24 protein-coding genes and 3 pseudogenes are annotated in these 24,640 nt (G+C 62.8%); 18 read left to right on the top strand and 9 right to left on the bottom strand.

Annotated features, from left to right (window positions below):
• Nucleotides 1-111: 111 nt before the first annotated feature.
• From MUN23_RS23395 to MUN23_RS23385, 3 genes are all read right to left on the bottom strand, one after another.
• Nucleotides 112-1,599, bottom strand: a complete 1,488-nt coding sequence (locus tag MUN23_RS23395; protein ID WP_248761474.1) for a hypothetical protein — start codon at nt 1,597-1,599, stop codon at nt 112-114.
• Nucleotides 1,600-1,832: 233 nt separating this feature from the next.
• Nucleotides 1,833-2,153, bottom strand: coding sequence for a helix-turn-helix transcriptional regulator (locus tag MUN23_RS23390; protein ID WP_248761473.1), 321 nt, complete (start codon nt 2,151-2,153; stop codon nt 1,833-1,835).
• Between the two features lie 4 nt (nt 2,154-2,157).
• Nucleotides 2,158-3,237: a tyrosine-type recombinase/integrase gene (locus MUN23_RS23385; RefSeq protein ID WP_248761472.1), complete on the bottom strand. Its 1,080-nt coding sequence runs from the start codon at nt 3,235-3,237 to the stop codon at nt 2,158-2,160.
• 98 nt (nt 3,238-3,335) lie between these two features.
• On the opposite strand from MUN23_RS23385, the gene MUN23_RS23380 reads away from it, so the two are divergent.
• The 6 genes from MUN23_RS23380 (at nt 3,336) to MUN23_RS23355 (ending at nt 5,654) form a co-directional block, all read left to right on the top strand.
• Nucleotides 3,336-3,584 carry a hypothetical protein gene (locus MUN23_RS23380; protein ID WP_248761471.1) on the top strand — a complete coding sequence of 83 codons (249 nt, stop codon included), beginning with the start codon at nt 3,336-3,338 and terminating at the stop codon, nt 3,582-3,584.
• A gap of 80 nt (nt 3,585-3,664) precedes the next feature.
• The gene (locus MUN23_RS23375; RefSeq protein ID WP_248761469.1) at nt 3,665-3,958 is read left to right on the top strand and encodes a hypothetical protein; all 294 of its coding nucleotides are present in this window, start codon (nt 3,665-3,667) and stop codon (nt 3,956-3,958) included.
• A 67-nt stretch (nt 3,959-4,025) separates the two neighbouring features.
• Complete coding sequence (locus MUN23_RS23370; RefSeq protein WP_248761467.1) at nt 4,026-4,289, top strand: hypothetical protein; 264 nt, start codon at nt 4,026-4,028, stop codon at nt 4,287-4,289.
• Entirely contained in the window at nt 4,286-4,879 is a 594-nt protein-coding gene (locus MUN23_RS23365) for a thermonuclease family protein (RefSeq protein WP_248761465.1), read from the top strand. The genes MUN23_RS23370 and MUN23_RS23365 overlap by 4 nt, the downstream gene beginning before the upstream one ends.
• A 27-nt stretch (nt 4,880-4,906) precedes the next feature.
• The gene (locus tag MUN23_RS23360; protein ID WP_248761464.1) at nt 4,907-5,164 is read left to right on the top strand and encodes a chemotaxis protein; all 258 of its coding nucleotides are present in this window, start codon (nt 4,907-4,909) and stop codon (nt 5,162-5,164) included.
• Between the two features lie 7 nt (nt 5,165-5,171).
• Nucleotides 5,172-5,654, top strand: a complete 483-nt coding sequence (locus MUN23_RS23355; protein ID WP_248761462.1) for a hypothetical protein — start codon at nt 5,172-5,174, stop codon at nt 5,652-5,654.
• A gap of 74 nt (nt 5,655-5,728) precedes the next feature.
• Here MUN23_RS23355 and MUN23_RS23350 read toward each other — a convergent pair whose 3' ends face one another.
• Nucleotides 5,729-6,139, bottom strand: a complete 411-nt coding sequence (locus MUN23_RS23350; RefSeq protein WP_248761460.1) for a hypothetical protein — start codon at nt 6,137-6,139, stop codon at nt 5,729-5,731.
• A 480-nt stretch (nt 6,140-6,619) separates the two neighbouring features.
• On the opposite strand from MUN23_RS23350, the gene mobF reads away from it, so the two are divergent.
• Together mobF and MUN23_RS23340 are read left to right on the top strand one after the other, a co-directional pair.
• A complete protein-coding gene (gene mobF / locus MUN23_RS23345) occupies nt 6,620-11,236 on the top strand; it encodes a MobF family relaxase (RefSeq protein ID WP_248761458.1) in 4,617 nt (1,538 codons plus the stop codon).
• 72 nt (nt 11,237-11,308) lie between these two features.
• Entirely contained in the window at nt 11,309-11,521 is a 213-nt protein-coding gene (locus MUN23_RS23340) for a hypothetical protein (RefSeq protein ID WP_248761456.1), read from the top strand.
• Nucleotides 11,522-11,638: 117 nt separating this feature from the next.
• Here the strand turns inward: MUN23_RS23340 and MUN23_RS23335 are convergent, their stop codons facing one another.
• Entirely contained in the window at nt 11,639-12,325 is a 687-nt protein-coding gene (locus MUN23_RS23335) for a hypothetical protein (protein WP_248761455.1), read from the bottom strand.
• Between the two features lie 143 nt (nt 12,326-12,468).
• Between MUN23_RS23335 and MUN23_RS23330 the strand changes: the two genes are divergently transcribed.
• The 3 genes from MUN23_RS23330 to MUN23_RS23320 all read left to right on the top strand — a co-directional run bounded on the left by MUN23_RS23330 (nt 12,469) and on the right by MUN23_RS23320 (nt 14,945).
• Nucleotides 12,469-12,771, top strand: coding sequence for a DUF4193 domain-containing protein (locus MUN23_RS23330; protein ID WP_248761454.1), 303 nt, complete (start codon nt 12,469-12,471; stop codon nt 12,769-12,771).
• A gap of 190 nt (nt 12,772-12,961) precedes the next feature.
• Nucleotides 12,962-14,062, top strand: a complete 1,101-nt coding sequence (locus MUN23_RS23325) for an ATP-binding protein (RefSeq protein ID WP_248761453.1) — start codon at nt 12,962-12,964, stop codon at nt 14,060-14,062.
• A 466-nt stretch (nt 14,063-14,528) separates the two neighbouring features.
• Complete coding sequence (locus MUN23_RS23320; RefSeq protein WP_248761452.1) at nt 14,529-14,945, top strand: hypothetical protein; 417 nt, start codon at nt 14,529-14,531, stop codon at nt 14,943-14,945.
• 135 nt (nt 14,946-15,080) lie between these two features.
• On the opposite strand, the gene MUN23_RS23315 is transcribed toward MUN23_RS23320, so the two are convergent.
• Together MUN23_RS23315 and MUN23_RS23310 are read right to left on the bottom strand one after the other, a co-directional pair.
• Complete coding sequence (locus MUN23_RS23315; RefSeq protein ID WP_248761451.1) at nt 15,081-17,495, bottom strand: hypothetical protein; 2,415 nt, start codon at nt 17,493-17,495, stop codon at nt 15,081-15,083.
• A 361-nt stretch (nt 17,496-17,856) separates the two neighbouring features.
• Complete coding sequence (locus tag MUN23_RS23310; protein WP_248761450.1) at nt 17,857-19,611, bottom strand: hypothetical protein; 1,755 nt, start codon at nt 19,609-19,611, stop codon at nt 17,857-17,859.
• Between the two features lie 521 nt (nt 19,612-20,132).
• On the opposite strand from MUN23_RS23310, the gene MUN23_RS23305 reads away from it, so the two are divergent.
• The 7 genes and pseudogenes from MUN23_RS23305 (at nt 20,133) to MUN23_RS23280 (ending at nt 23,495) form a co-directional block, all read left to right on the top strand.
• Nucleotides 20,133-20,531, top strand: a complete 399-nt coding sequence (locus MUN23_RS23305) for a transposase (protein WP_248761449.1) — start codon at nt 20,133-20,135, stop codon at nt 20,529-20,531.
• A 61-nt stretch (nt 20,532-20,592) separates the two neighbouring features.
• Nucleotides 20,593-21,168 (top strand): hypothetical protein, encoded by a 576-nt coding sequence (locus MUN23_RS23300; RefSeq protein ID WP_248761448.1) that lies wholly within the window; start codon nt 20,593-20,595, stop codon nt 21,166-21,168.
• Nucleotides 21,155-21,580, top strand: coding sequence for a tyrosine-type recombinase/integrase (locus MUN23_RS23295; protein ID WP_248761446.1), 426 nt, complete (start codon nt 21,155-21,157; stop codon nt 21,578-21,580). The genes MUN23_RS23300 and MUN23_RS23295 overlap by 14 nt, the downstream gene beginning before the upstream one ends.
• Nucleotides 21,581-21,639: 59 nt before the next feature.
• Nucleotides 21,640-22,191, top strand: a pseudogene (locus tag MUN23_RS23730) (tyrosine-type recombinase/integrase); the annotation flags it as partial.
• Between the two features lie 59 nt (nt 22,192-22,250).
• Nucleotides 22,251-22,508: a hypothetical protein gene (locus MUN23_RS23290; protein WP_248761444.1), complete on the top strand. Its 258-nt coding sequence runs from the start codon at nt 22,251-22,253 to the stop codon at nt 22,506-22,508.
• A pseudogene (locus MUN23_RS23285) lies at nt 22,505-22,657 on the top strand (integrase); the annotation flags it as partial. The gene MUN23_RS23290 and the pseudogene MUN23_RS23285, both read left to right, overlap by 4 nt.
• 133 nt (nt 22,658-22,790) lie before the next feature.
• On the top strand, nt 22,791-23,495 hold the full coding sequence (locus MUN23_RS23280) for a tyrosine-type recombinase/integrase (RefSeq protein ID WP_248761442.1): 705 nt from the start codon (nt 22,791-22,793) through the stop codon (nt 23,493-23,495).
• A gap of 83 nt (nt 23,496-23,578) precedes the next feature.
• Here MUN23_RS23280 and MUN23_RS23275 read toward each other — a convergent pair.
• Together MUN23_RS23275 and MUN23_RS23270 are read right to left on the bottom strand one after the other, a co-directional pair.
• A pseudogene (locus tag MUN23_RS23275) lies at nt 23,579-23,800 on the bottom strand (IS1380 family transposase); the annotation flags it as partial.
• A 193-nt stretch (nt 23,801-23,993) separates the two neighbouring features.
• Nucleotides 23,994-24,572 (bottom strand): adenylate kinase, encoded by a 579-nt coding sequence (locus MUN23_RS23270; RefSeq protein ID WP_248764184.1) that lies wholly within the window; start codon nt 24,570-24,572, stop codon nt 23,994-23,996.
• Nucleotides 24,573-24,640 lie beyond the last annotated feature (68 nt).

The raw sequence follows: 24,640 nt of genomic DNA, 5'->3' as shown, positions 1-24,640 counted from the left end.
GGGTTTGCGGCAGTCCAGTTCTCCACAGACGGTTGGTGTCCGTTTGTGGAGGCTGGTGCTGCGCGGGCCTTCGGCCGGTTCGTTGTTCTTCGCCGAAGCGCAGGACTTTGGTTAGGCGTCGACGAGGTCCGGGTGGGTCAGGACGGCGGAGTATCGGGCGGCGCCGGGGATGCTGAGGCCGAACATGTCGCAGAGCCGTCGGATGTCACCTCCGTTGGTGTGCAGTTCGTTGAGGATCCGGTCCTCGCGGACTTCCTGGACGGTCATGCCCATGGACGTATTAACCCATGCGATGCCAACGGGGGAGTTGTCCAGGGCTGTGCGCCGGCTGATGAACAGGTGCGGGTTGGTCGTCTTGGGCCATCGCTTTTCGCGGTAGGCCAGCCATGCGGCCAGTCTGTCCCTGACGGGTTGGGCGAGAGGGATGACCCGTTGGTCAACGTGCAGTCGGCCGTCGTGGATGTCGGTCAGTTGGAGCTTGCGCACTTGTCCGGACCGGAGCCCGTGGAAGGCAACGATCGCTGTGACTGCGGCGCGGGCTGGGTCTGTGGAGTTGATGGCCTCGCGCAGCGCGGACGCGGGCAATGGCATGGGTTGGCGGGTCTCGTGGGTGCCGGTGCGTATCGACCCGATGGGGTTGAAGAAGATGACTCGGTGGGCCTTGAGGACCCGGAACAAGCATCGCAGTCCTTGTCCCATCGTGGCGCGCGGATTGCCGGAGCCGGGCAGAACTTCCCTGACGTCGTCTGTGGTGATTTCGCGGAGGGTGGTGTGTCCGGCCGCCGCCCAGGCGTTCAGGGCAGGGAGCGACCACCGCAGGTACAAGCGGATGGTCTGCTCCGACCGGGGTTTACTGCGCGGTGGGGTCATGCTGCCGCGGGTCATGACCACGTACCAACGGCCCAGCTCGTGGCTCATTTGTTCGGGAAGTGCCGCGATGGCGGTGCTGAACCACTTGTCGACGGCAGGTTCACGGTCGTCCTCGAGCAGCCCGGCCGCAGCGCTAACCTCCAGCAACCGCAAAGTGTTTGTTCCGACTGGCTGCAGTCTAAGGATGTCGGTGGCGCGCAGAGGCGCCCCGGGTGTGTCCTGCAGGCCAAGGGCGATGCTCAGTCCGCGGCGGACGATTTTGGTCGCTGTCAGGCTCCATCCGTGCTTTTCCGCGTAGTCGACGACGAATGCGTCCAGGAAGGCGCCCATTACCGGGTCGGCCGGGGCAGGGAAACCGTAAGTCCGTCCTCGCTGCAGATCGCGATCCAGCGCGGGGAACAGCACCAGTTGACGGTGGGCCACCGGTGTGAACACCAGGGGAGGATCCGCCGCCGGGTGTTCCGTGCGGTGCCGTCGGGTGCCGCGTCGTTGTCCTGCGCTGGCATGGCGGAGGTTGGCTATGAAGAGTTGCTGGCCGAAGCGGTTGGCCTCGAGCAGATCGGCCCCGCCTTTCCGGCCTCCAGCGGCAAGGAACTGATGCCAGCAGAGCTTGCAGCCCTGATCGTCATTGACCGCAGCACGTACACCGCATGCCCTACAGGTTCCCTGAGGGTATTTCGTGCGCCAGGCCCTGCACGCCTCGCAGAGCCAGGCGGTAAGTTTTCCCACGCCCCAGGCCTGGCAGTCCCTGCACGACTCCACGGGCCGGGGTGCGCTGCGGTGGCATTGGTCGCACAGCCCGCCGGAGTAGTACCCCTCGGTTCGTCCGCACCGCTTACACGGGTGCGGGACGAAAGGGCCCCCGGGCATGCAGCTGTAGCAGAACTTTGTCCGGCGCGGATAGCTCCACGCGACCGGCCGAAGGCCACAGACGCTGCAGTTGCGGGGGCGGCTGGACCCTCTCATACGGGCGGCTTGGAACGGTTGCGACCGAGCCGGGGAACCACGGTCGGGACCGTTCCACCTGATGATGCCTCGGCCAGTTTCGGCCGGGCATCGGCTACCTTCTCTGGCTCGCAGATCAGCAGTTCCGTGGGGGAGCAGTTCAGCACGGCGCAGATGACGTCGAGGTCTTCGAGGCGGATGGTGGTCGGTGTTCCGGTCCAGAGCCCGGACATCTTGCCGGTGCTGATCTCCAGTCCTGCGTCGGCAAGCCGACGACGCAGCTCGGTCGATTTCCAGATTCCGCGCTCCGCCGCGACCATTCGTAGGTTCCAACGCATCTTGTCACTCTCCTGTCAGCCGGGCAGCCAGGCGTTCGTTTGCGACCGCCCAGGCATGGTCGATGTGGTCCGAATGGACGTGGATATAACGGGTGGTGGTCGAGAGCCATTCGTGTCCGAGCAGCTCCTGGACGGCCTTCAAGTCCAGGCCCCGAGCATAGAGCGACGAGGCACAGTAGTGCCGCAGTCCGTGCGGGCTGAGCCGTCCCCGCCAGGCCGGCAGCCAGCGATCGACCGCTCCTGCCAGCCCGGCCCTGAGTGCGTCATCACCGACCCGGGCGCAGCCACCGGTATGTTGGTCGCGCCGCTCGCTCGGGAACAGGGGCGCGTCCGGATCCAGATAGTCATCACCAAACTGATGGCGCACGTCCGTCAGCCACCACTGCAGCAGCGAATCAACGGAGTTGATTGCCGGAACCAGCCGGGGTTTGGCGCCGCGGCCGCGGCTGCCCTTGCCGAACCGCACATGGATCTTGCCGTGCTCCCCAAGGTCGGGGCGCCAGTCCTTAATGTCGAGCATCAGGGTCTCGTTGATTCGCAGGCCGGCACGTCGCCACAACGAAGCCGCCAGGTAATCGCGGGCGGCGGGCAGATATTTCCTGGCCTCGGGCAGAGCATCACGCCACTTGGTGAACAGTGTCTCAATTTCCATGTCGCTGGGCGGGATCCGGGCGGCGACGAACGTCGAACTGGAGGGCCGGTTGAACTCGTCGATCGGCTGCAGGACCACATAACCGGTGAGCGCATGGATGTCGCCCTGGTATCTGGCGATCAGGAAGTCGAAGAACCTGGCCAGGGTGCCGGCCTTGCTCTCTCTCGTGGACCGCGCCTGCCGGCGTTCGTTACGCAGATGGGCAAGAAACCGGTCAGCGTCCGAGGGCGAGGCCGTCCACAGATACTGGCCAAGGAAACGCGCGAACTCAAAGATCACCGAACGCTCCGTGCTGACGAACTGGTCAGTGACACCCGAACCGATCTGCGCAAGCAGGAACTGATCGACGAGTTCTTGTTCAAAGTCCTCTTCGTCCTGCACGGAACGCAAAGCATGACTGAACCCGATGGAACGAACGGCAGCAAGCACCATCACGCATCCCTCGGTTCAGCAATTTTCCGCACCGATCATGAATATCACGGAAGCTTCAGGAATCATGAAAATATTTCAGAATCAACATCGGAGGCAAAATGAGCGGTTTCGGCGAATATCCGCGCGGAACAGGGGATTACCCGTCGCGACAAGAACCCACGGGATTCGAGACAGCCAAGGTCAACCGCACCCAGCGCAGCAGTACCCAGGGCGGCGGCAACGGCTACCAAGGCAACGGCAACCCTGCAGGCAATGCAGCACCGCAGGATGACCCATGGGCCACCCCGCAGAACAACAGCGCCGCCGGCGCCCGAAGTGACGGCCCTGACCCGGAACCCCCGTTCTAAACAACTCCCCGTGTCGGGGGCGGCAGATACGCTGGCCCGACAGCTCCCCAGGCCTCAAATCAGACGAAAAGGACCAACCAATGACTCATCATCTTGCCCAGCACTTGCAGCAGGGCTCCGGGACTCCCGACCCCGCCGGAATGACGGATCGCCTATTGGCAGCATTCCCGATCGCCCTTGCCATCGGGGTTGCTGTGTTGCTGATCTTGGGGCTGGTTGTCTTGTACACCAGGACGAAGGAAAAGCGTGAGTTTTCCAATGAGGTCCAAAGGCTGAAGGCATCAGGTAGCGGACATCTATCTGAGGAAGAAGTTCAGCGACTCGCACTGGACAATCTGTGGCAGACAAAGAAGATCAAGGGACGCAAATCATGACGCACACCGATGACCTCCGCGCCTGGGCAAAATACCCGTGGCCGGAAACCGCGTCCAAGGACTAATCATGGCGACGAAGCCAACTTCGCACATCACTCCGTACTTCACTGCCGAACAAGCGGACCAGGTCAGGGCAGCCCTGCGGGCGGCCGGTCCTGTCGAGGGGTACGCGTCCCTGTCGGATCTGGTGGTGGCCGCGACCATGCGGGAAATCAAACGTCTCCAGCGCAAACACAACGCCGGCAAGCCCTGGGACCCCGTCCCGCCGGGAACGGTCCGCCCTGGCCGACGGACCCGCGCCGAAACCGCGGCCAGTGAGGACCGGCCATGAGAAACCACGCGCGACGCCCTGCCCAGGCAGGCATTGCTGCTGCCTGCACGGCCGCGCTGCTGACCGGCTGCACTCCGTACAACAACGAGGTACTGACAGTGCCGGCCCAAACGCTCGGGCCGGTGGCGTGCGCACCGACGGGAACGAGTCCAAAACCCTCAACCATCGAGGCCGCCACGGCCGGTCCTTACCGCGTGGAATCGGTCGTGGACGGGGACACGATCCGGATCGAATGCAACGGCGAATCAACCCGCGTCCGGCTCGTAGGGATCAACACCCCCGAGACAGTGAAGGAAGACGCGCCGGTGGAGTGCGGCGGCCCCGAGGCGTCCGCATCCCTGCACGCCATCCTTGATGCCGGCGAAGTGTTTCTCTCCACGGATCCGGCCCAGGGCGAGCGGGACCGGTACGGCCGGCTGCTGGCCTACGTCTGGGCGATGGACGGTTCCCTGGTGAACCGGACCATGATCGAGCTCGGCCACGCCGAAGCGACAGGCTACGGCAAGGACTACGCCTACAAAGAACCGTTCGAAGCTGCCGCCCAAACGGCGCGAGCCGCGGGGACGGCCCGCTGGGCCTGCCCCCGCTAGAGCCCACACGACCCGTTAGGAGCGGACATGTTCATCATCTTCTTCCTCGCAGCGTTCGTAGCTGTGGCCCTGGCGGGCTGGATCATCTACGCGCTCACCCACCCGGTCCAGGCCGGCCAAGGCATCCTGATCTTCCTGTGCAAAGCAGCCGGCGTGATCGCCCTGCTGTCCGCGCTTGGATTCTGGATCGGCCAGGGCTTCACCCAAGCCATTCCCGGATTCCTTTTCATGGCCGGCTTCTTTTTGGCAGCCAACAAGCTCGAGCTGCGCTGGCGCAGCTGGTGAGTGCCCGATGAGTCCCGCCCCGGCAGAACGGTTCTGGGCCAAGGTCAGTAAGGGCCCGCGCCCGGGTGATTGCTGGCTCTACACAGCGGCCGTCTCTGACGATGGGTATGGCCGCTTTACCTTGAACGCTGATGGACGCACCCGGGCGGTACGCCCGCATCGCTTCGCGTTCCATCTGGTGCACGGGCTGCCGCTGGATTCCTTCGGGGATCTGATGCATTCGTGCGATGTGCCGATCTGCGTCCGGGCCACGACCGGCGCGGACACACATCTGGTTCCCGGAACGAACCGGCAGAACATGGCCGACCGTCTGGCCAAGGGCCGGGACTCCAACGGAACGATGTTCCGCTGGCGCGGGCTCTCCCGCGCTCTCTTCGCTGACCGGTCCCGCCTGCTGCGCGATGAAGTCCGAGCCCACGGCTGGGACCGTGAGGAACGGATCCGGGCACTGCTCACCGGGGCGGACCCGGACGCCCCTACACTCTTCTAGGACGCGGCACCCCAAGACGCAGATGGTCCCCGGCAGCATGAACTGCCGGGGACCATCATTGCGTGCGGTGGTGCTTAGGCCGCCTGAGCCGTCGAGGGCGTTTCCTCGTCCTGGGCAGCCGCGGCATCAGCGGGGGTGGCCTCGCTTTGCTCGGCCGCGTCGAGGTCGAGCAGTTTCTTCAGTTCGGCGCCGGAGACGCCCAGGCGTGAGGCAACGGCTGACTTCGGTTCGCCTGCGGCGACCATCGCGGCCACCGTGCCGGCGGCGCTGCGCGTGGCCGCTGCGGCATCTTCTTCTGCTTTGGCAATGATCGCGTCCGCCTTCGCCTGGGCATCGGCGCGGACCTGGTCGGCCTGTTCCTGCTGCTCGAAGAATTCAGCAGCGAGGTCGATGAGTTTTTCGTGGCGGGCAGTGAGCTCCTGGGCTTTCGCCCGTGCCTTCTCACGTGCGGCCAACTGCTGTGCGGACTTCCGTGGTGCTGCCATGTTCGTGGGTCCCTCCCCCTGGGTTTTCCATGGGACAGACCTAACGGCTAGCGCCGTGACTGGCCCATGGCCGGCGTGGCCGCCGGATCGGTCCTCGCTTTCGCTCGGGCTGATACACAGCGGTTGGTCCACTCGTGAACCAACCTACAGGAACGGACCTCGCGATGCTCGGACAGATGCGTGTCCGGGTTTCCCCACACGTGGACGGCTCCGAGAGAACCCCTGTCTCTCCGCGGGACCCACCTGTGGACAACCCCCGGACCGTGGCGGTTCCACACAATCGAACGCACCATGGATAACAAAAAGCGTGTTACCCACAGCCCATTCTCATGTGCAGAACCGCATCAAAGACTTGATGGCCACAAACACGCCATGGTTGCCTTCAAATTTTCTCCCCTGTCGAAAGGCAACCACACCCTGAATCTGTCACACCTCATGCATCATCGACGAGTGAGGTCCCCGGGCGGGTAGGCTGGGGCGATGATGACCGTGCACAAGCTCAGTGCCGGCGACGGATACACGTACTACACACGTGAAGTCGCCAGTGGTGATGAGCTGCGCACGAAGGACCGTGCACTGGGGGATTACTACACCGTGGACGGCAACCCGCCAGGCCTTTGGGGCGGCGGCGGTGCCGCACTCCTGGGCGTTACCGGTGCGGTCTCAGAGGCGCAGATGGCGGCCCTGTTCGGTGAGGGCCTGCACCCGGACGCCGCTGCGAAACTGGCCGCTGACCCGTCCGCGAAGGTCGCTTTGGGCCAGCGATACCGCAAGCACACGCAGAAGGACAACGAGCTCCAGGCGCGTATCAACACCGCCACCGGTGACTTCCGGCGCATGAATCACCGCGAGCCTGACGCCGATGCGAGGCGTCTGATCCGGACCAAGGAAGGCGCCCAATACTTCCGCGAACTCAACGGCCGGAACCCTGGCGACAAGGAAGAACTGGGTAAGTTCATCACCGCCCAGACCAAACCAGGCTCCCAGACCGTCGCAGGCTATGACCTCGTGTTCGCACCGGCCAAGTCCGTGTCCCTCCTGTGGGCTGTCGGCGGCGAGGACGCCCGCAAGCAGATCGAAGCCGCGCACCACGAGGCCATCGAAGAGACGATGGCTTTCCTCGAAAAGGAAGCGACGTTCACCCGGCGAGGCCGCAACGGCGTCCGCCAGGAAGACGTCGAAGGCGGACTCGTCTACACAACATTCCGGCATTACGACTCCCGCAACGGTGACCCGCAGCTGCACGATCACGTGGTGGTTTCGAACAAGGTCATGGGCGTTGATGGCAAGTGGTCAAGCCTCGACGGGCGCCTGTTGTACCAGTTCAACGTCGCCGCGTCCGAGCATTACAACCGGACCGTCATGGAGAAGGTCTGCACCCGCCTGGGCGTCGGAGTGACCGAACGCAAAGTCTCCGGGGACCGGCCCGTGATCGAGATCGCCGGGGTGAACCTCGCCGCCATTGAAGCGGGTTCCTCCCGCTCAGGGGATATCAAACCGGTGCTGGATAAGCTGGTGCAGCAGTTCACCGAGGACCACGGCTACGCCCCCGACACCAAGCAGATGATCGCCCTTGCGCAGCGTGCGACCCTCGACACGAGGCCCGAGAAGAAGGCCGCACGCAGGCTCTCTGACCTGGTGAACGAGTGGACCGAAGAGTTCTCCCAGGTCCCCGGCATGGTCGTTGGCCCTGCCGCTGTGGCCAAGGCCCAGGCGCACCGGCACGACGCCCGCGACGCCGCCGAGCGCGAGGGCAAACCGTTGGTGACGCACGCTGACGAGGTGGACCCGGCCACCGAAGCCGCCGGTGTCATCCGCGCCCTGGAGCGCAGCCGCGGCGTGTGGGGAGAACACCACATCGACGCCGAAACCCGCCGGCGGCTGGGGTCCAAGTTCGGTGAACTGCCCATCCCCAAAGACCTCATCGAACAGGTCAAGGCCCGCGCCATTGACCAGTTCTCACTCCGTATTACCGCGATTAACCCGGCCTCCGAGATTGAGGGTCTGCGGCTGCGGAATGGTGCCAGCCGGTACGGCAAAGTCCACTCCACCCTCTACACCTCCTCCGGTGTCCTGCATAGTGAAGACCGGCTCCTGACAGCAGCCCAGCGCACCGTTATCCCCGCCGCAACACGGGACGCCTTTGAGCTTGCCCTGGCAACTCAGGACAAAGAATTTGATGCCGGGCAGCTGCGCATGGCCGCGGAGTTCGCGTGCAGTGACAAGCTACTGGTGGTCGGTGTCGGCCCCGCCGGTGCCGGCAAAACTACGGCCTTGAAGCTCGCCGCTGACACGGTGAGGGAGGCCGGCGGCAAGGTGATCGGCCTTGCCCCTACTGCCGCTGCAGCAGCAGTCATGGGCAAGGAGCTGGGGGCCAACGCCACCACGATTGACTCCTTTGTTCTCGGCTACAAGAACCAGAACCCCAACAGAGTTGCCCTGACCCCTGGGGACGTGATCTTCCTCGATGAAGCCGGCATGGTCGGCACGGAGTTGTTCGCCGCCGTCGTTACCATCGCCGAACAGCACGGCGCTGTTGTCCGCGCCCTGGGGGATGACAACCAGCTCTCCGCCGTTGGTTCCGGCGGGGCTCTGCGGTACTTGAAGAACACCGTTGGCGCGGTGCACCTGGAGGACCTGCACCGTTTCCGGAACGCTGACGGCACCCCCAACAACGCCGAGGCCGCCGCCACGTTAGCGCTGCGCGAACCGCCGGCTGTTGGTGAGGATGACCCGTGGGCCTTCTACCGGGAGAACCGCCGCGTGGTTGGCGGGGATGCCGAAACGATGACCTCCCACGTCTACACGGCATGGGAGAAGGACACCGCCGCCGGTAAGCATTCGGTGATGATGGCGTTCGATAACGCCACGGTCACCGAGCTGAACGCCCGCGCCCAGGCCTACCGGTTGGGTACGGGGACGCTGGCCGACGGCCCGGCCGCGACACTGCGGGACGGGCTCGCCGCCAGGGCCGGAGACGTCATCGTCACCCGACAGAACAACCGCCGGCTGTCCCTGAACCGGGGCAAAGACTTCGTGAAGAACAACGACGTCTGGACCGTGGCCGAAGTCCACGCGGACGGGTCCCTGACCGCCAGGCACCAGGGTCACGCCGGGACGATCACCCTGCCCGCACGGTATGTGCGGGAGAACACGATGCTCGGCTACGCCGCCACCATCCACCGCACCCAGGGCCTGACCTGCGACACCACGCACGCCCTGATCGGATCCGGCCTTTCCCGTTCGCTGGCCTATGTCGCGGCGTCCCGTGGGCGGGAGTCCAACAACCTTTACGGTGTGGTCCAGGACGGCGAAACCCTCACCGACGTGCTGCGTTCCGTGGCGGGGAACCACGACGGGAACCTCACCGCACACGAACAGATCGACGCCGCCCGCGCAGCCGCCCGGGCACTGCCCGACATGGTCAACGTCTACAAAGACATAGACGACCAGGCCAACGAGCTCCGGATGGCCAACACCGCCCGCAGCATCCTTGGTGAAGGCGCTGCGGAGCCGTTCATTGCCTCGGACGCGTGGGGAGCGATCGCCACACACCTGCGCAAGGCCGAGAACGAAGGCTTCAATGTCGCCAACCTCCTGACTGACGCCGCACGGGATCCTTTCGAGGAATCCCAGGACGCCGGGGCCGTCCTGGCCTGGCGCGTGGAGGACAAACTGGACTACTGGCGCACCCGCGCCGAGGCGCCCGTGCGCCGGCCCCTGGAAGCAGTCACTGATGAAGCACTGGAACGTCTCCAGCGCCGCGCCACAGGTGAGCTGGTCCGCGCCCGGGCGAACACGGCCGAGAACCCCGGGGCCCCTGCACCGGACAGGCGTGACCTGGCCCGGACCTGGTTGGCCGAGACGAAGGAAACCCCCTGGCAGTCCCGGCTCCACGGCCACGTCACCGATGATGACCTTGACGCCCGGATCACCCGCGCCAAGGAACAGCTGCGCACTGACGTCACGATCAACGATGGCCCGTCTGCCGCCAAGGCCCGCTGGCTCGCCGGTTCCCTGCAAAAGGAGAAGGCCTTGCGTGAGCTGATGCCGGAGCCGGTCCGTGCAGATGAAGCCTACGAACGCGGTGCGGTCACCAACTACAGCCGCGATGAGAACGCCCCCCGCGTCCAGGCAGCCGATCAGATCCTTCGCCGGATCGAAGCGGAGCAGGCCCTCCGCCGGCGCCTGCCCGAGCCTGTGGCCACCACCCCGGCCCCGGATGGTCTGCCGGCATGGATGGCACCGGCCGACGTCATCACGCACAAGGACACCCCGGCCCTGTGGCGCAAGGAACTCGAAGGGCGCCGCGAGGCCATGGCCCAGGAAGTCAACCGCCTCGGATCCCAGCTCGCGGCCGCCCCGCCGGCCTGGGCCGAAGCCCTCGGGCCGGTCCCCTCAGACACGCAAAAGCAGCAGCAGTGGCGGGACCTGGCCGTGGAGGTCAAGACCTTCCGCGATACCTACCGGATCCCGGAAACCGAGACGAGAGTTCTGTCCGCCGAGTACACCGAAAAGGGAACCGGTTCCGAGCTGGCCGTACGCGTCACCGCCATGCACAAATACTCCGCCCAGACGGCCAAGGAACCGCTGTCGGCCGACGACGCAAAACTCATGGCCGAGGCAGCCGACGTCCAAGCCACGGTAGCCACAGAACCGACACCGGCAGAACGCGTCGTGGACGCACTGCGCGAGGAACGCTCGCAGGACGTCACCCTGACCCCGGAGCAGGAACGGGCTGAACACGTCGCCGGTACCGCGCGGAAGGTCCGCGAAAACCTGGACAGCCACCCGGGTGCACCGGCACCGGAACAGGCACCGGAAGCCGTCACCGAGGCACTGAAAGAGATCGCTGCACGCCGGGAGGAAGAGCGCTCCACCGGCGAGACGGCCGGCGGGGAAGCCAAGTCATCATGGGCCGAACGGCTGGCCGCCGCCCAACAGAAGCAGCCCGCCACCAGCAACGACTTCGCCGAAAAGCTGGCCCGAATCCGCAAGGCCCAGGAAGACCAGGCCGCGGAAGAAGCCAAACGGAAGGCGGCCCGCCGCGGACCCACCGCCGGCCCGGAACAGGGCCGCCGCGGCCCCACCCTGTAGGCTGCCGACCCGTTCGCCTGCACCGGCCCCTGCGGGTCGGCCCGGAATAATACTGACCCGAGGGAGGATGACATGACGCGAGGGCACGAAGAGGCGGATCGTCAGCAGGATGCGAACCGCGGGAGCGATCAGGACGTCATCGCCGAGGCCCTGCGGCTGCTGGCCGAACTGGACAACACGCCCCTGGTCCACATGACCCCGTTGTTCTACCAACACGGATTCGAAGAGTTACGGATGATCACCGGTGACCTGCTCCGGGTCCTCGGACACGACCCGGGCGAGTAGTCAGCCCGGATTCGTGGAGCCCAGGCTGTAATGGTCCAAAGTACTTTGGACTATTACAGCCCTGACAGGTCAGCACGTACGTTGCGACGAAGTGGCGTTGTAAATGTCCCGAGTCCGCTACCTTCCGATGAGGGCGCTGTCGGCCGGCGGGCGGACGGCATGCGGGTCTGCATCGATGCTGTAGATGGTCTCGAAGCGGTCGGTCAGCCTGGTGATGTCTTCAAGGGTGATGTTAATGAACGCTGACCGTTTCTTCAGGTGCAGGACGAGTTCAGTCTGCGGCCACAGCAGTTGGTCAACGTACGTGTTGAACGATCGTCCGCTGGCTCTGGTGTAGTCAGCCAGGGCCTTCTGGTCTGTGATCCTTCGACCGTAGGTGAGCTCGATGTCGACGTCGCCTAGGGGGTCAATCTCCGGGTTGAGATAGCTCCCGAAGACCCTGATCGTATGGATAAACACCGGATTTCCCGGGTCCGCGTTGTAGTCCCGCGCACGTTCCAGCAACCCGGTAACGAGCCGGTCTGCGGTCTTTCTGCTGATCGGTTTTCCGAAACTTGCCATTGCCAGGGCATTGCCCTGGATGGTGGTGTCCCACCAGACGTCCCCGTCGTTGTCGACCCGGACCTTCTCCAAATACCCGGCAGCTTCCAGCCCAGCAAAGACTGCCTCGAGTTCAAATTCCGTGCTGTCGAGCAGGTCTTCGACAACATCAGCGACCCCTTCCCGGCCCCTGAACTTGCGGGCGATGCCCCGGGCCAGCCCGGCCGGCAGCCCGGCGATGGAATCAGTTTTTGAAACCCTCATGACCACAGCTTAGGCATTCGCAGGGACAGCTGATCCCGAGGTTCTCCAGTCCCATGGACATGGGAACAACGGTGCATTGGTGTACGTTGCAGTCTCGTCAGAAGGAACCGCGCAGTAAACGTCAGAAATGAGAATCACCCAAAGTGGCAACCGATTACGACGAAGTCCGTTCCGATGTTAAGGAATCCCAGGACCGCTCCCTGGAGGCATTGCACTCAGCGAATGCCCCGGATGCCCGCAGCGTCGTCACCGAACTCGACGAAGCGGATGCCCTCGATGAGGGCCTGACTCCTGGGGGAGAGATCGTCGCTGAGGAGCTCATCGTTCAGGTCATCCCTCAGGCCGCGGACGAGTTCACCTGCTACTCCTGTTTCCTCGTCCGGCACCGGTCTCAACTCGCACGCGAAGCCAACGGCCACTCATACTGCATCGAGTGCGAAGGCTAAGGGCTCTATTGAGCCCTGCATGTCCAGACAGTGTCTGGACAATTGGGTACGGCGGCGTCGGTGCCCACCCACAGGTGCCGCGGGGGTCGGCGTCGGGCGGACCGGACGAACGGCCTCGGGCGCAGCAACCAAGCTGCTACGGTGAGATTCACAAGGTTCACAGGATTCATCGATATTCACAGGAGCGCTCATGGAAAACCCGTTTCGCCCGACAGCAGGGGCGACGCCGCCCGATCTGGTCGGCCGCGGGGGAGTGCTGGACGAGTTCGCATACGGCTTACGTCTGGGTTCGGGTGCCCCGGGTCTTTTGACCATTTTCACGGGAGCCCGGGGTATCGGCAAGACCGTCATGCTGGGCGCCGCCGAAGATCTCGCCATAGCAAGCGGCTGGGCGGTAGTTTCCGAGACAGCTACCGGAGGATTCCTGGGCCGCATTGGTGAAGCGATGCGACGGCTGACTAATGAACTGGGCGACGGACCCACCGGCCGGCGGGTCACCGCTTTGTCAGTTGCAGGCTTCGCCGTTACGACCCAGCTCGCTCCTGAAGAACAGGTTGACTGGCGTGTCCGTGGGGCGCAGCTTCTCCGGCTGTTGGCACAGCGCGGCACTGGCCTGGTCATCACTGTTGACGAGATCCACGCCGCTGATCGCAGGGAATTGTCCCAACTCGCGGCCGACGTGCAGCACTTCATCCGAGATGGGCTGCCCATCGGACTCATCTTTGCCGGATTGCCGGCCGCAGTCTCCGATCTGCTGAATGAAGGGGTCGCCACGTTCTTGCGAAGAGCAGACCGGATCGACCTCCACGCAGCTTCAATCGTTGAAGTCGAACGCTCCTTCACCGAAACATTTGAAGGGGCAGGTAAGACTCTCAGCCCCGAACTGGCCAGGAGCGCGGCCGAAGGCACCGGCGGATACCCTTTCCTGATTCAACTGGTCGGCTACTATCTCTGGCAGGAAGCGGAGAGCGGCCTTGGAATCCTGGATGCCGCAGCAGCGGACCGGGCGGTCGCGGCTGCCCGCCGCCGAAACGAACGCGTGGTCATCGAAGCTGCACTCTCAACAACATCCGGGAGAGATCGAGACTTCCTCCAGGCCATGGCCGAAGACTCGGCTCCTTCGTCCACCACGGACATCGGCAAAAGGACCGGAATGCGGCCCAACGCTGTGGGAAACTACCGAACCCGACTCCTGGACGCCGGGCTCATAGAACCTGCAGGCCACGGACTTGTGGACTTCGCAATCCCAGGACTACGCGAATATCTGACATCGCGCCCTGCACAGCAGTAGAAGCCCGTTTGCCCGGCTTTCAGTGGCCGGGGTGCTTTGTGATAACTGGTTCCAAGAGGCCGCCGGTGTGATCGAAATGGGCCACGCACCCACCGTTTTCAGGGAACTCCAAGGTTCAGGTACGCATAATGTACCGAAGCTTCGGTCAACCGCTATTTGACCGGAGCTTCGCCAATTTGAGGGTTTCCGGGCCCACCGGGTCCTTGGCTGGGGCCCTCGATGGCCGGCTGCAGAGGCAGGCGCCCCAAGCTAAGTGGATGCGGTCCTCGTTGCCGGCGGCCCAAGTCTTCTGTCAGATCTGAGTCTGAGACTGTCTACTCAGGGAATGCAGGAACTGTCGTAGGACCCTATTCTGACGGTGATTGACCCGGCTGCTGACGTCCAGTTTGGGGTGTACGTCAGCGAACAAACAGCAGATTGGGGGTGGCTTCCTCCCCGGCGCAACTGCGGCCAATAGCATCTAAGCATGACAAAGCAGACAAAAGACCAGCAAGTGAAGCACGTAGTCGAGGGGCTGGCTCTAGGTGTGTTGTCACGCGGCGTGGTTCGTGTTGCTGGCGGGAAGATTGACATGGAACTGGCGTTTAACCGCGCGTGGCGTTCATGGGCACGTTCCGGTAGCTTCCCGGCCATTGGTGGAATAAATGCCGGGAATCAGATCTGGTTGGGCATGGGAAAATCCGAACGGCGGACCGGTGTCCGGGCAGGATGGGCGAACCACGCGGAGCCATATCTCTTGAACGGATTCGAGCAATGGAGCACAAGGGAATGCCTCGAGTTCCTGGCCGACGATCGGGCTTCGGCGAAGGACTGGGTCACCTTGGGGGACTTGCTTCTTGGCGGACTGAAACCTGGACACGTTCACACGCACGGCAATCGGTAGACTCGCTGGGGCCGATGCAGGAACGGAGTGTCATATAGCATTCGCGGCCTCCTTAGACACTATCGGCGCCAACGAAACCAAAGTCCGCGGGCCGAAGATCGCGGTGATTCCCATGGCCCTTCCTGGCGCCAGCTACTAGCGCTTCTTCTTCCCTCGAGCGCCCCGTAGCCGGACTGTGCTGCGCCGGGCGCTGGGAGGTAGTTTGGTGAACGTCATTTTGAGACCGCGCAGCGGCGCGATTTCTACAGCATGGTCGCGGTCGGTGGTTCGTTCTTGAGGCCTGCCCCGGTAGCGCGTCCCAATTAGCGACCCATCAGGCTGATAGAGGAGCAACATCGCTCTGTCAGAGTGCGTCTGGTACTGCTTGGCATCCATATATTCGGCCAGGTGGTCCGTGCTCGCATCTTTCGGCGCGACCGACATCGTGAGTAACCAGGAACCAAAGGAACTGGCACCATGCGTTGTCAGGCTACGCTCAATGCCGCCACCCCGGGCTGTGCGCCTTACTGCCTTCAGATTCTTCCCGATACTTCCTTGCGCGCTTTCGCTCAACCCCACCAGATCGGCGCCAAACCGTAGCCAACCACGAGGGTGGGTTGCCTCGCTAGCGGATAGGTACTGCTCAACCCATGGCTGCTCCTGCCTGGCTGGCTTGACCACCTGAGACTTTGAGAGGCCTTCTTGCCAATAGAACCATGCATCGAGTGGGTCAGTGAGTGTACCTAGCCGAACACGAGGCTGCTCTTCGTAGCGGCGCAGCTCGGAAGCCTTGATAGGCGACTCCACTGGTATGTGTTTAGCGATCTCATGAGGTTCGGGATCGAAGTACATGCCTCCTGTGAGGAACCACATAAACATGTCCAACTCGTCGACGCCATTGACCATAGTTGCCAGCCGGCGGCCTCTGCGACGCCGCAGGTACTCGAGGAACTGGGCAGAGTGATCGACGGTTTGGCTTATCACGATCAAGTCATGCATGCTTACGATCCACGGGACTTCGTCGGACTCGATGATGCCTTTGTCCGCCAGCACGTTCATGGACAAGGATAGGGGCCCCATATCGTCGAGCATCACGACGATTGAGTGGATCTCAGACGCAGACGACAAGTCGATCCATTCACCTTCGACGCTCCAAACGCCTCCGTTGGTGCTTATGAGACGGGTCAATCGGTTGGCCTGCTCGTTGCCCTCCTTGAGAGTCTTCTGCAGATCCTTGGCTAACCGCTGTGCGTTGCCACCCCGGGATTTCTCGGTAATAGACGCGGCTTTCACCTCAACGCATAGAGCGACCCCGTCGACCAGGAACAATATGTCAGATTCGAACTTGTCGGTCATTACAGCAGTACGGTCGGAGTCCCTGCCCAGGCTGTTTGTGTCCTTGGTATCAACCGGGCCGATGTACTTCTGTCCTTCCCAATGCGGCTTAGCGCCTTGTAGGAGCTTGCCAATCAAGTTAGCGGATTTCGACTCGGAGTAAACGGCACGCCGTTTGTCATACTTCGGCCACATCTTCGCAGCATTATTCTTCTTCTCGGCCGCGGCTGCGATCAACCCCCTTTCGAGATTCCGGCGCAACTCGTCTTCGCTCAAGAAACCGTTGAGAAGGAGGTATTCGTCCTCGTCAGCGATACATCCCCCTGGCGTGGGAAGCTCACCATCAACGAACCGCATGACCGGGTTGACGTCATTCTCCGCCGACCGCGAGGTGCTGAAGAAGTCCAAGACTGCACGCGCTGTCGATTCCGCGACTCCGGAACGCTCGGCGACATCCGTGGGTGAAACAGCGCCGAACAATCGGCACTCGTTCATCATGAGATTAATGTCGTGCCTGAAGGACTCCGCATCGGCGGGTGGACCGGCTTTGCTGGCTTCCCCAAGTCGGTCCCGAGCCCCGAACAAGCGTTCGTTCATCAGAGCTGTTGACGCCTCGCGGACAGCACGGATGTCGTCGAGGGTGAATCCGAGCACGCTATTGATGACGGACGAAACTGCTGGGTGGCCCAGAAGCTCTGTATTTACTTCCTTGGCGATGGATTCATACTGACGTCCGCGGACGGACAGCTCGTACCCCATGAATTCACCAGCGAGAGCACCGAGTGGCTGGTTCGCTCGCTGACCGCGAAAGAGGGCCAGAGTCCGCGCGGCGGTCACGATGTTGGCTGCCAGTCCTAGTGCCTCTGCCGGATTTGGTTGACCGGAGTTTTTCCCCGTTAACGGCTGCCGCGGAAGCCCCATGCCCAGAAGCGTTAGTGCCACGACATCCTGGGCAGCTTGAGAGCTCTCTATCTGACTTTCGCTCTCCCTGAGGTCAGTAAAATCCCACGGGCCGGCGGCGAGACGGATGAACGCAAGCGCGTCGAATGAGTCATAGCCCCGCAAACACTTCTCTAGTGAGGTGCGGGCAGCCGATATCGCCTCTCGCATAAATACACGGGGGTCCTCATCGGCCGTCATGTTCTCTGCCATGTGCTGGTAGTAGGCAACAGCTTTGTTGAGGTTGTTAGCCACGTTGCTGCCCACAAAATCCAGGCGTTGGGGTGCGGGGTTCATGCCGCAAGTATTGCAGCGGCCTATGACAAAGGGGGTTGCTGATACTGCTTGCTGGGGTGGATTTGATACGGTTAAATGAAGGGAACTTTGTCCCGTCAAACTGACAACACGACATAATCTTCATTATCGGCGTCAGGATGAGCAGGGGAGAAGCCCCTAACCGGGCATGCGAGGTCGAGCGAGGCCCCGACTTCAGACGCGCTGAGACCGGGAGCCAGTCCCACCCTTCCGGTACGTGCTCCCGTGCGAAGAGCACTTACACCCCCTTGGACAAGGACGAAGCCTCTCACCGCTGGACATCAGCATTCAAAATCAGGCTCCTGGCAACACATGGTGGGAGGTTGTAGTGCGAAACGTGGCGCTACGACCCGCCACCCAGTATCGGGATGTCCGGTAGAGCCTTCTTCTCCTCCTCCGACAGCACTCTGACTAGCACCTTGCTGCCATCAACGCCCCATACGTCGTACCTGCCACCCTCCAACTCTTGATCTCGCTCACGCAACGAACCGGAGAACGCGTACGCGAGATAGCCCAGGTCAACCGGCCCCTCTTGCAGCTCTATCTTCCACGGCACAAGCATCGTAAGCGTCGTGGTCTCGTCCGACACCGTAGGGTCATGATCCGTTGCAACGAGCGTCATGCGCTCCGTGAGCGTCTGCCCTTGGAGCAGGGCGCCCGCACGCAGAACCTCGCGGATAAGTTTTTCCTCCACGTGTTCAAGGTCCGGGAAGCGGAGCCTGTGTGCAGTGTGTTCCTGGATAAGGTTGAGCGCCTCGGCCACGTCGACCCACAGATCGGCAATGCTGCCGTCTCTCTCCATCAGCGGCTGTCGAACGTCAGATATAGGACCGAAACGCGGCGCGGCGGTCAGCGTATTGGGGGCTTTCAACTTCTGGTAAAAGCGCAGCACTGGCAGTACGTCGACAGCAAGTTTTCCATGTGGAGGGTGGGCCATTGTGGCCATCTTCGAGGTCTGCTCATCCACATCGAGTCTCAGCAGAACTTCCAAGATGCCGTTGTGATCAGTCAGACGCGACTCCATGCCCCGTGGGCCCTGGCCCTCTGTGGGGATGCCTGTCGTGGTGTATTCGCGGTGGATTACCAGTGAATCAATCTGGCGGTCTTCCGTGTCGAAGAGCACCAGACGTAGCTCCCGTTCCCCTTCCGCGTTGTCGGAAGCCGGAAGCACCGTTACGCTCGCATTCTCGAACTCTCCCCCGAGTCCTCCGGGGAACGCAGATGAACCACTAGCGCCATTCGACAACTCCATTGGGCTGCCAAACTTCCTAAAGTTCTGGATTGCAGTCGCTTCCTCGGACTCAGGAGCTGCGGTCATGACGACGTTGATCTTCAGCGGGTTCAGCTGCAGCGCCACTTGGTTCTTCACGTAGACATCTACGCGCACGCTCACGTGGCCATCGCCCATCAGGGTCGAGAGAACGACCCCGGGCTTAATGTTCGTTAACGCCGCGCGCACGTCTTCCTTGTCAGGAGTCTTGAACTGGGGCTCCACCTGGATTCCATAGGAGTAAAACGGGTCTTCGCGGCTGAGGACCGCCACCGTCTCCTTGAGCTCGTCCGCAAAGCCAGCGACGTCCCGACTTTGAACGTCCTCTTCCCTGATGTTTTTCAGGCGTAATCCTTGGACGATGGACAACGCCATCTCCCGAATGCGATCGGCACTCCCGCCCAAGTAGTAATCAACGACATGTGGGTACTTGCTGGCCCAAAAGTCGCACTGTGTCAGGCCATCCCAAATCGGCTCTGGCAGACCCTTTCCGGTGACATACTCCATCACCCACTTCTTCGTTTCCAAGGTCGCGTCCCAGGGCATCACCAAGTGCCACTCGTCCACCTGCAAATCTTTGACGCGCGGGTCAGTGCACAATCTATCGACCGACTTCTTCACCTGGTTGGCCTGACTGGTTGAGAGAGGTCCTGTGAATTTCTTCACCTGGTAGACGCGTGTCTTATCGGTCTTGACCAACACGTCAATGCCACCGTCGCCCACGGACGGATTGATCCGTTCCGCTGCCGGATAGTCCCCGCTGATGAACATCGCGACCACCGACTCGATGTCGTCCCCGTTGTATCTCGTCCATTCAATGCGTGACATTCAAGATCCCTCTCCTCGGTCGTCTATGGCTGTTCAGATCCTAAGGCGCGAAGGGACCCGGCATGTCTTCCTCCGGCTACCGACTGAATTTGCGCGTGTACGTCGCGTAGCGACAGACACTCTCTGCTGGAATCTAAGTTCTGACCATCGTCTACTGTCAGAAGGTCGCCGTATTTTTGGAGCGGGCCGCCCCACCGTGCGGTGACGGAACGGACACCCAGAAAGGCAGGAACCGGAATGATTATCGCATCGCTGGAAGGGGGTCTTGAGGCATGAAACGTCTGCTGCCGTGGACGCACGGAAGATTTTTTCGGGCCGGCGCGAGCGCTCATAAACCCTTTTTCGAGTCCGCTTCCGTGCACCACATTCTTACGGTGTCGTTGCGTGGCAACACGGACCTGGCACGCTGGGTCCGTTCCCTCTTAGTACTACAGTCGCGTTTAATTTTGGCTGCATCGGCGTTTTTACCGGACTTTCCGCTCGTGGCCTGTTAATCGTTGGTGGTGAGTGATGATATTTGTGTGGCGGACGTAGAAGAGTGGGCCGAAGGTCTGGAAGAAATCGGCGATCTTATTGGGCCACGGTTTGTCCGGTCCGAACCACGGCGGAATGCTGTTGGGTATGTGCGCGGGCTGCTTTCGGATGAGGAACGCAAGAATTCCTGGACCCTGTCTGAACGCGCCGGGCACGGCACCCCGGATGGCATGCAGCGCCTGCTCTCGACTACCGACTGGGACCCGGATGCTGTGCGGGATGACCTGTTCACCTACGTCAACCGCCACTTGGGCGATCCCGACGGGATCCTGATCATCGACCTATGCCGAGCCCGCGACTATGCCGAGGGTATCCCGGCAGCCAGCGAGAGCGGACAGTGGCGCTTTGGCTTCCTCGAAGACGTGAACCACGCCGTATCGGCATAGTTTCCCGGGGAGGAGCCTGATCATGGGAGCAACTGTGCTCCCATGAAGGAGGCGAAGTGCAGTGTCAGCACCGAAGAGGGAAGCCGGCCGATTGTGGCCGCACATCGAGGGTTACCGGGCATGGCTGACGCGGCGGGGTTACACGCCGGGCACCGTCCGGAACATGCTGAAGGATTTAGGCCAGCTCGGTCTCTGGCTTTCTGCCGAAGGGCTCAGGAGAGAGGATCTGAACGAGGAACGCGTAGCGGCGTTCCTCGCTGCCCGCAGCGAGGCCGGCCAGCGGAGAAGCCCGGGTCCCCGCGCGATGACGCCGCTGTTGAGCTATTTGCGCGAAGTTGGCACTCTCCCTGAGAGAGCGGCCCTGGTGACGCCGTTGAGTGCGCTTCTGGCCTCCTACCGGTTGTGGATGACCGAGGAGCGAGGCTTGGCGCTGACCACGGTGTTGCGTTACGAGAATACTGCCCGGTGTTTCCTTCAGGAGTCCTCGGCCGGTGGAGTATTCGCCCCAGAGGCTCTGACCGGGGTAGAGATCAATGCGTTTCTGCTGCGGGAATTCGCCCGGGTTTCGGCCGGGTCGGCGAAGGGACGGGTGGCCGAGCTGCGTTCGGTCCTGCGTTACCCGCATGGAATTGCGTGACCTGGACTGGCGGTCCGGGGAACTCATGGTCCGGGGCAAGGCGCGTCGGCAAGACCGGTTGCCGCTACCGTCTGAGGTCGGCGAAGCGCTGGTCGCCTATCTGTCCTCTGGCCGAAATCCTGTAGAGGCCGTGCATGTTTTCCTGACCTGCCGGGCTCCGCGCGGACCGATCCGCGCCGAGCTGGTCGGCGACGTTGTCGAGCGGGCCTGCAAACGTGCGGGCCTGCCCAATGTCGGAGCGCACGGGCTGAGGCGTGCCCTGGCCGGCGAACTACTCCGCAGGGGCGCGGGCCTGGTGGCGATCAGCCAGGACTTGCGCCATCAGGATCTGGCCACTACCGCCCTCTATGCGAAAGTTGATCTGGTCGTGCTGCGCCAGGTTGCCCAGCCGTGGCCGGGGCTCGGGCGGTGAGTGCGTTGGAGCAGGACCTCGCAGACTACCTGCAACTGCGTCGTTCGCTCGGGCATGAAATGGCCGAGGCCCGATGGCTACTGCCGGGCTTCGTGGCTTATCTGAACGTTCACGGAGCGTCTACGGTGACCATCGATGCGGCACTGGACTGGGCGCAGCAATCGCCCACAGGGAGGCCGACGACGGTGGGGCCGCATCGGATGACAGCGGCCCGGGGGTTCGCCCGCTATCTGGCCGGTATTTACCCCAGCACGGAGATCCCGCCGTCGGGTCTGATGCCGCACCGGCAGCGCTGGCGCCCACCGTTCATCTACTCCACAGCCGACATCGAAGCGCTGATGGGCCAGACACGCATCTCGATCAACCCACCGCTGCGGGCCGCGACCTACGAGACTCTGGTCGGGCTGCTCGCGGCGAGTGGTTTGCGGATCGGTGAGGCAATCAAGCTTGACCGCAGCGACATCGACTGGTCCGAAAACGTGCTGCTGATCCGCGAATCCAAGTTCGGTAAGTCCCGGCTGGTTCCACTTCACAGCACCGCTATGCAGGCGCTGAGGGCATACACCCAACTCCGCGACGAACTGGACCCCCGACCAGAGGCGCCAAGCTTCTTCGTGTCCCAGACCCACAACGCCTATGCTACGCGGCCGTCTGCCAAACATTCCGGCAGTTGGTCAATGACGCCGGGGTCGGGGGCGGGGCAGTCTCGGCGCCCAGGCTGCACGATCTCCGCCACACGTTCGCGGTCCGCACCCTGCTCAGCTGGTATCGCACCGGCGAGGACGTGCAGGCGAAACTTCCATCGCTATCAACCTACCTGGGCCACCGCGAACCGGCATCCACCTATTGGTATCTCTCGGCCGCGCCGGAATTGCTCTCCCTGGCAGCGGCACGCCAGAACACCGGTTGGACGGCGATCCGCTCATGACGCTGATCGCACCGACCCTGCAGATGTTCTTCACCGACCGACTCGCCCAACAGCGCCAAGCAAGCCCACGGACCATCGCAGCCTACCGCGATGCCCTGAAGCTGCTGCTGGAGTTCATCCATGCACGGACCGGCAAGTTGCCTTCCCAACTGGACTGGAACGACCTGGACGCGGCCATGATCTCAGGATTCCTCACCCATCTGGAAAACCACGAGAGGCAACACCATCAGAACCCGAAACGTCCGCCTGACAGCAATCCGCTCACTGTTCGCCTACGCCGCGTTGCGTCATCCCGAGCACGCGCTGCTGATCCAGCGCGTGCTCGCCATCCCGCCGAAGCGGTTCGACAAGCGCATCGTAACGTTCCTGACCCCGCCCGAGATCGACGCCATCGTCGCAGCCCCTGACCAATCCAGGTGGGAGGGCCGGCGAGACAGGGCCATGATGCTCCTGGCCATCCAGACCGGACTACGGGTTTCCGAGCTCACGGGCCTGAACTGCGCCGATGTCACCCTGGGCACCGGCGCGAACGTCCGCTGCGAAGGCAAAGGACGCAAACAACGCGCCGTTCCACTCACCACTCCCGTTGAGGGACTGCTGCGTTCCTGGCTGGCAGAACGAGCCGGACAACCACACGAGCCATTGTTCCCGACCCGGACCGGACGGCGGCTCTCCCGCGACGCCGTCGCGCTGCGCGTCAGCACCCACGCAGCGACCGCGGCCCGAACATGCCCATCGCTATCGGGCAAGAAAATCCACCCCCACGTGTTCCGTCACAGCTGCGCGATGACCCTGCTTCAAGCCGGGGTCGACACCTCAGTGATCGCCCTCTGGCTCGGCCACGCCGGAGTCCGGTCCACCGACGCCTACGTCCATGCCGACATCACCATCAAGGAGAAAGCCCTAGCCCTGACCACACCCGCATCCGCGAACCCTGGCCGATACCACCCAACAGACAAGATCCTCGCGTTCCTCGAGAGCCTGTAACTATGCCGAGCCGCCGTCCGCCGGACCCCTGCACACAAGACCGGCCTGGCAGCAGCCTCGGCATAGTCGCGGGCTCGGCATAGGTCGATGCAGCCGACACCGGCCAGCATTCCGGCGACCAAGGCAGAAACTTTCAGCCCGGCATTGGCCCCGAAATAGTCCGGCAGGTGAAGGTGCTCATCAACCAGCGCCCCGAGACCCGTAGACCAGGCCAGGCCCATGGCCGGCAGCAGCCCGGCTGCCGACACGAGATTCGGATCATCAAAAGCGCTGGAAACCGCCGCGGGCTTGTGAGAAAGTTGCATCTACGAGATGCCTCTCTTTTCGGTCAATATGAGCTCTAAGCAAGTCCTATTTTCCTTGAAAGACGGGCATTCTCGCTTTAAATCGCCGACCGCAGCCGAATCAGACTGGTGGATTCAGGTTTAGTCTCCCGAGCCGCCCTGAACCTGCGCAGGTACTGCCCTTGAGCGCGCGCGATCGGCAGCATCCATCAAATTAGGTCGCGCCAAACAGGTCGCGCGCGCCAATGGCATCCATGGCCCGGTCGGTGACTTCGTCAATGCCGCCGTTGCCGTCCACCTTGGTGAGGATGCCGCGTTCGGCGTACTTGGCCACAACGGCCTCGGTCTGCTCGTGGTAAAGATCGAGTCGGTGGCGGATGACGGCCTCGTTGTCGTCGCTGCGGCCGGTTTCCTTGGCGCGGCCCAGCAGGCGCGCAACAAGCTCCTCATCGTACGCGGTCAGCTGCAGGACGACGTCGAGGCTCTGGTCACCATGGGCCAGGATCTCGTCCAGGTAGTCAACCTGCGCCGTGGTGCGCGGGTAGCCGTCCAGCAGGAAGCCGCCTTCGACGTCGCTCTCACTGAGCCGGTCGCGGACCATCTTGTTGGTCACGCTGTCCGGAACAAAGTCTCCCGCGTCCATGTACTTCTTCGCTTCGACGCCCAGCGGCGTTTCACCCTTGACGTTCGCGCGGAAGATGTCGCCGGTGGAGATCGCAACGACGTCCAGGCGCTCCGAGATGCGTTCCGCTTGCGTACCCTTGCCGGAACCCGGAGGTCCGATAATTAGCATTCTTGTCATGAATTGTCCTGTCGTTGATTCTGTTTTTGGTCGGCGCTCGGGACTACCCGATCAGGGAG

Source organism: Pseudarthrobacter sp. SSS035 (assembly GCF_023273875.1).
Lineage (GTDB): Bacteria > Actinomycetota > Actinomycetes > Actinomycetales > Micrococcaceae > Arthrobacter.
The sequence above is the reverse complement of the archived record's forward strand: the minus strand, read 5'-3'. Positions and strand labels throughout refer to the sequence as shown.